This is a genomic window from Actinomycetota bacterium (genome assembly GCA_018334075.1).
Lineage (GTDB): Bacteria > Actinomycetota > Coriobacteriia > Anaerosomatales > UBA912 > JAGXSC01.
The window spans coordinates 1-6266 of the sequence record JAGXSC010000038.1; the positions used below are offsets into that span (position 1 = coordinate 1).

5 protein-coding genes are annotated in these 6266 nt (G+C 39.0%); all 5 read left to right on the top strand.

The features are described 5' to 3' along the window. The first annotated feature begins 244 nt into the window (after positions 1 to 244). The gene (locus KGZ89_04680) at positions 245 to 1120 is read left to right on the top strand and encodes a hypothetical protein (GenBank protein ID MBS3974144.1); all 876 of its coding nucleotides are present in this window, start codon (positions 245 to 247) and stop codon (positions 1118 to 1120) included. Positions 1121 to 1190: 70 nt separating this feature from the next. Beyond that, a complete protein-coding gene (locus tag KGZ89_04685) occupies positions 1191 to 2204 on the top strand; it encodes an O-acetyl-ADP-ribose deacetylase (GenBank protein MBS3974145.1) in 1014 nt (337 codons plus the stop codon). Between the two features lie 48 nt (positions 2205 to 2252). Next, the gene (locus tag KGZ89_04690; GenBank protein MBS3974146.1) at positions 2253 to 3494 is read left to right on the top strand and encodes a DUF429 domain-containing protein; all 1242 of its coding nucleotides are present in this window, start codon (positions 2253 to 2255) and stop codon (positions 3492 to 3494) included. 86 nt (positions 3495 to 3580) lie between these two features. Further along, positions 3581 to 4234, top strand: coding sequence for a VWA domain-containing protein (locus tag KGZ89_04695; protein MBS3974147.1), 654 nt, complete (start codon positions 3581 to 3583; stop codon positions 4232 to 4234). 133 nt (positions 4235 to 4367) lie between these two features. Next, a complete protein-coding gene (locus KGZ89_04700) occupies positions 4368 to 5903 on the top strand; it encodes a caspase family protein (protein ID MBS3974148.1) in 1536 nt (511 codons plus the stop codon). Positions 5904 to 6266 lie beyond the last annotated feature (363 nt).

The window sequence follows — 6266 nt, forward strand, 5'->3', positions numbered from 1 at the left end:
CAGCCGAAGACCCTTTCCGGCCTGGATCTACCCAAACCCTTGAGGCGGGCTGTCGATACCATAAAGTGGCATCGACAGCTTGATAACAAATTAAAAAAACTGAAATTTGAAGTAATCATGAGATTAAAGGAGCTTTCCTAACTCCGGAGTGTCCGTTTTATCGGGAAAGCGTCAAAATGCTTTTGGAAGATGTGTCTTAAAATGCGTCTTTCATTGAAAGAATTCAATAGTGGAGGACATGATAATGGATCAAAATAATAATGGGATTCAACTATTTGAAGATAAGCGCATTCGTACAGCTTGGGATAAGGAAAAAGAAGAATGGTACTTTTCTGTGGTAGACGTAGTGTCCATTCTGACTGATCAGCCGACGCAGCGTTCAGCTGCGAAATACTGGAGCGTTTTGAAAACACGAATGAAAAAAGAAGGAAATCAACTGACTACAAATTGTAGGCAGTTGAAAATGACTGCGGAGGATGGAAAAAGCCGAAAAACGGATGTGGCTGACACCGAACAACTATTGCGCATTATACAGTCCATTCCGTCGCCGAAAGCAGAACCATTCAAAATGTGGCTTGCTCAGGTTGGACGTGAGAGGATTGAGGAAACAATTGATCCGGAACTCACCATTGACCGTGCCCTCGCTACATACCTAAAAAAGGGATACACACGCGAGTGGATTAACCAACGATTGCAGGCAATTCAAGTGCGCAAGGAACTTACCGATGAGTGGGATGACCGTGGTGTAAAGCAAGGGAATGAATACGCTATACTAACCGACGAAATTACAAAGGCATGGTCTGGTATGACGACTCGACAGTACAAACAACTTAAAGGGCTGAAAAAGCAAAATCTCCGCGACAATATGTCTACCTTAGAGCTGGTTCTTAATATGCTTGCTGAGGCCACCACGACAGAAATTTCTAGGACAACAGAACCGCAAACCTTCGAAGAAAATAGGCAGGTAGCACGGCGCGGAGGTCGAATTGCAGGAAATGCACGCAAAGAAATTGAAGCTGATACTGGTAAGCCTGTTATAACTAAAAAGAACGCTGTTGATTTCTCTAGACTTATTTCTGATGTTATTGAGGAATCTGATAAAGATGACAAGAATAGCTAATTGTATCTAATAAAGCCTTCAAGAGGTTAACACACTTTTGAAGGTTTTAGACTAATTTGGAGGTGAGGTTATGCCACTAGAAATAATCCGTAATGATATAACGAAAGTTCATGCTGATGCAATTGTCAATGCGGCAAACACATCTTTGCTCGGAGGCGGTGGCGTAGACGGAGCAATCCATAGAGCTGCAGGATCGGCACTGCTTGCTGAATGCCGGACCCTTGGCGGCTGCGATATCGGACAAGCAAAGATTACAAAAGGGTACAAACTGCCTGCAAAATATGTTATACACACCGTTGGCCCTGTTTGGCACGGCGGTAATGACAATGAGGAAAAACTACTTGCTAATTGTTACAAAAACTCACTTGCATTAGCTAAAAAACATAGTTTGGAAAGTATTGCATTCCCGTTGATATCTTCTGGAGCTTTTGGATATCCCAAGGATAGAGCGTTGAAAACCGCAATTTCTGTAATTGGTGACTTCCTTTTAAGCAGTGATATGACGGTGTACTTGGTGGTGTTCGACAAGGCTGCATTTACTCTATCCGAAAAACTGTTTTCATCTATAAAGCAATACATTGATGACAAATACATAGAAGAACATCCGATTGACCGAAACAACAGATTCGAAGAACGGCATATTCTGAAAGAATACTGCTTAGAAGAGCCAATGCTTTCACCTATGGAAGCATCTGCGTCAGTTGCAAAGCGCAAACGAAATCTTGATGATGTTGTAAAACATATGGATGAAACCTTCTCACAGATGCTGCTGCGCCTGATTGACGAAAAAGGCATGACAGATGCGGAAACATATAAAAAGGCCAATATAGACCGGAAGCTTTTTTCTAAAATCAGAAACGACATAAATTACAAACCGAGCAAACCTACCGCTATTGCCTTTGCCATAGCATTGAGGCTGAATCTTGATGAAACCAAAGATCTGCTGCTTAAAGCCGGATTTGCTCTTTCTCACAGCAGTAAATTTGATATTATCATTCAATACTTTTTAGATGAAGGAAACTACAATATTTTTGAAATCAATGAAGCCCTGTTTGCTTTTGATCAAAATCTGCTAGGAGTTTAGCTGAATTGAGGATCAATTTGCTTAACAGCAAAAAAGAGGTTAATACAAATGAGTTACATAACAACAAATTCAAAAATTCATTTTACACCGCATAACCCAAATAAGGATGATATAGATATTAACGATATTGCCCATGCATTGGCACATATGTGCAGAGCAAATGGGCATTTCAACAGTTTTTATTCTGTGGCACAGCATTCAATAAATTGTTCTTTGGAAGCAAGAGCAAAAGGATATTCAAAAGACGTACAGCTTGCATGTCTGCTTCATGATGCAAGCGAAGCATACATGAGCGATATCACAAGACCTGTGAAGAAACTGTTGCCTCAGTATCTGGATATTGAAGAAAGGCTTCAAAAGGCAATATACGACAAATTTAATGTTTCGGATGTAAGCCCGGACACGATTAAAGAAATTGATGACGCGTTGCTTTATTATGAGTTTATATATTTGCTTGGTGAAGAAGTGTTTGATGATAAACCGGAGCTTATAGGCCGACCGGATTTTACACAGCGGGATTTCATAAATGTGAAAAATGAGTTTATCGATATTTATAACCAGCTGACATCAGGTGCTCAAATCTTTAAAACAGTCGGAATTGACGGGTGCGACGGCGGTTGGATGATAGCAGTGCTTTCGGGCAGAAGATTATCAATTGAACGATATAATAGAATAGCTGATGTGCTTGCTGCACACAGAACAGCTGACAGATTAATAATAGATATTCCTATTGGTCTTGCAGACAGCAAAGAAGAAGCAGCAAATAGACCGGATAATGCAGCGCGCAGAATCCTCAAAGGGAAATCGTCCTCGATTTTTCCGGTTCCATTTAGAAGTGTCGCCAGGGCAAAAACGGTTGCAGAAGCTTGGAATATAAGCAAAGCGCTTAATGCCGGTGCAAACTATATGACTATGGGCATTCGTGACGCAGTTAATGAAATTGATATTTTTCTTCAGGAAAACGAAACGTGGAAAAATGTTTTGTATGAAAGTCATCCCGAAGTTTGCTTTGCCTTGTTAAACGGCGGTAATCCAGTTTTGGAGAAGAAATCAGAAGAACAAGGAATTGAAAAGCGTCTGGAGATTCTTGAAAAATACGGGATTGACCGAGTAGATGTTACTCAACATCCGCTTTTTACAAAATACAGGGATGATGTTGTGGATGCAGTTTGCTTGGCTCTTGTAGGAAAATTTGCTGTTGAAGGAAAAAGTGCAACAATACCTGATGAGGACGAGATTAAGACCGATGCCACGGGATTAAAGATGCAAATGATAATTCCAAAATTATAGCAATTTGTCGCTTGTCATGCGACCGATCCTAAAATAAAAAATGCTATCCTAAAATCACAATAAATTATGATTTGGAGGATAACATTATGAAAAAGGATTTAACTGAACTGGTATTTATTCTTGACAGAAGCGGTTCCATGAGCAATCTAGAAAGCGACACGATTGGCGGCTATAATGCCATGCTTGAAAAGCAGAAAAAGGAACCCGGCGAGGCTGTTATTACCACGGTTTTATTTGATGACAAGTATGAGCTGCTGCATGACCGCATTAATCTTCGGGGGATAACTCCTATTTCAGACAAGGAGTATTATGTACGCGGAAATACTGCATTGCTGGATGCAGTGGGTAAAACAATCAATAAGATAGGAAATGTCCAGAAGCATACAGCCGAAGATGAGCGTGCCGAGCATGTAATGTTTATAATAACTACAGACGGCATGGAAAACGCAAGCCGTGAATACAGCTATGATAAAGTGCGCCAAATGATTGAGCATCAAAAAAGCAAATATGGCTGGGAGTTTATCTTTCTTGGCGCAAACATAGACGCCGTTTCAACTGCTGAACGTTTTGGCATTAGTAAAGACAGGGCAACAAATTATAATGCAGACAGTGAAGGTACGTTGTTAAATTATGAAGTGATCAGCGAAACGGTAAGCTCTATACGTGCTAACCGCTCGATATCTGAAAATTGGAAGGAACGTATCGACGAGGATTTCAAGAAACGTGGCGGCAGGAGATAATTCTGATTGGTGTATCATCGGAGATTTATTATGAATAAATGAACACATAATGTGAATGAACTAATATTTATTGCGCTCTTGGTGTTTCACTGTACTTACAATATAGTACTAGAACTTTAAAGCGAGGGGGTTGATACTAGTGTTAAAGGCGTTAGTTATAGGTGTGAGTGATTATATTTCTATGAAACAGCCAAATCTGCCATTTTGTAAAAATGATATACTTGCTATCCGTGATGCCTTAATATTGGGATTAAAAATTGATAAGTCAAATATTGCTACTTGTGGTGAATCGGAGATTGTCACTGGAACAGAATTTTTATACGCTCTTAATAATTTGATTTCAAACACACACGCTGATGATACTCTGATTTTTTATTTTTCTGGTCATGGCGGAACGTTATCGGATGGTCATCATCTTCTCCTTAGTAATACTGCTATCAAAACCAAAGATATCATTGAGATCCTCGAAAAAACGCCTTCAAAAAATAAAGTTATAATTTTGGATTGTTGTATGTCCGGCAACTTTAGCATTGACCAGACCGCCGCTTTTAATATCAATGAAACTGTTGAAGAATTTGCTGGGAAAGGTTATGCTGTCTTGGCTTCAAGTAATGCAACTGAAATATCATATGGGCACCCTGATAAACCTATTAGCTTGTTCACAAGTTTTTTATGTGAAGCTATAAAGGATATTCATCTAATCAAGCAAGGTAAAAAATCTCTATACGATATAAGCAAACTTCTATTTTTCTACTTAGATATCTGGAATAAAAGGAATCCTCAAAAACAACAAAACCCGATTTTTAGGGCAAACATGGGCGGAACTATTTTCTTTGAGGTTCAGGAATATCATCCTTTTCATACTGCAAAAATTTATGAAGAAACAGACGATTACATAATTTATGCTGTTGAGCCAGTACACACTGGTTTGGCAAAAAGATATGCCGTTAAAGTAATTCTGAAGAACCCATTTTCATTTGAAGATATCTCTATAATAAATCATGAAATTGTTAACAAAGTTAAGAAGGCAGATGTATATAAAAATGAAATTTCCCAAAAGCATTGGCAGGGGGAAAAAGCTAATTTAGTATTTTGCTATTACGGACGAGATGAATCTGACATTGTAAACGGTAATTATCTTTGCCACACTACATGGGTAGATGAAAATCAGGACAAAAAATGGTGGTATAGGTGTAGGTTAGATAACAACTCGATCATTATCAATGATATTCATTTTAACATTCATTCGTATTATGAGAATTTAAAGATTTTTACGGAAGAACATATTGGGGAAAAGGATGCGTTAATTGAAAAGACAAGTTTCATAATGTCGCACCTTATAACACTCGCTGAAAAAGTGATTGGGTTATATAATGAGTATCTAAATGGAACCAAAACGGAGGATACTCTTGTAAATGATATGAAAGCAGTCATTCCATTGATTGATAAGTATTATTTTGAAGAAACTGATCTCGCTATACCTCCCATTGAACTAAACGAGTGGAGACAGTGTTGCGCAAATCTATCCGCTACGATACATGATTTCACATTATTCTATAACAAGAGGTATTTAGCCGCCAGAACGCCTGATAATAGAATTGCATGCATGAACATTACAGTGAGTAGATATTATGAGGATTTAGAAGCACTTAAGAAAATCGGATTTTGATTGGTGCTGGTATCATATAAGAGAAAGCATGGAGCAAATTGTATCGAATAAAGCCTTCAAGAGCCAACGCACTTTTGAAGGTTTTATTGCTTACAATTTACTCGAATTGTAAAGCAAAAGCAGACGCCGAAAACTAAAAAAATGGCCTGTCCAGGCGACTGTTTCTGAAATATGGCCCGCCGCCAAGGGGATACCAGATTGATACGGCATCTTTTTTGTATCCTCAAGGCACGTTGAGACGGTAGTATTGATAAGCGCGTCCAGCAAAGCTGGCAAATGCTAACAGGTGAAAGTCCTGTAGTGGTAAAGGTAGGGCAGCCACTTAGTCAGTAACCAGCGTATGGAGTAATTCATGCGTTGAAG

Bases quoted from the DNA above. Each gene is read 5' to 3' on its own strand.
- KGZ89_04680 (MBS3974144.1), top strand. From the start codon at position 245: ATGGATCAAAATAATAATGGGATTCAACTATTTGAAGATAAGCGCATT.
- KGZ89_04685 (MBS3974145.1), top strand. From the start codon at position 1,191: ATGCCACTAGAAATAATCCGTAATGATATAACGAAAGTTCATGCTGAT.
- KGZ89_04690 (MBS3974146.1), top strand. From the start codon at position 2,253: ATGAGTTACATAACAACAAATTCAAAAATTCATTTTACACCGCATAAC.
- KGZ89_04695 (MBS3974147.1), top strand. From the start codon at position 3,581: ATGAAAAAGGATTTAACTGAACTGGTATTTATTCTTGACAGAAGCGGT.